The sequence below is a fragment of the Neisseria maigaei genome, from assembly GCF_958267405.1.
GTDB lineage: Bacteria > Pseudomonadota > Gammaproteobacteria > Burkholderiales > Neisseriaceae > Neisseria > Neisseria bergeri.
This window is the reverse complement of the sequence record NZ_CATQFT010000054.1, coordinates 1-433: the sequence shown is the minus strand read 5'-3', so window position 1 is coordinate 433 and position 433 is coordinate 1. Positions and strand designations below refer to the sequence as shown.

Below are 433 nucleotides of genomic sequence, written 5' to 3'. Positions count from 1 at the left end.
GCACAAAATAAACCTCAAAACAAACACCTGACAAGCGTGGCCGATAAAAACGGCGCAAGTTCATCAGTGGGTTATGGCAGCGACAGCGACAGTCAAAGCAGCATCACGAAAAGCGGCATCAACACCCGCAACATACACATCACCGACGAAGCGGGACAACTTGCCCGAACAGGCAGGACTGCAAAAGAAACCGAAGCGCGTATCTACACCGGCATCGACACCGAAACTGCGGATCAACACACAGGCCGTCTGAAAAACAGCTTCGACAAAGACGCGGTCGCCAAAGAGATCAACCTGCAAAGGGAAGTAACGAAGGAGTTCGGCAGAAACGCCGCCCAAGCCGTAGCGGCCGTTGCCGACAAACTCGGCAATACCCAAAGTTACGAACGGTATCAGGAAGCCCGAACCCTGCTGGAGGCCGAACTGCAAAACA

General features: G+C 53.6%; 1 pseudogene. It reads left to right on the top strand.

The features are described 5' to 3' along the window. Window positions 1-433, top strand: a pseudogene (locus Q3O06_RS09760) (hemagglutinin repeat-containing protein); the annotation flags it as partial.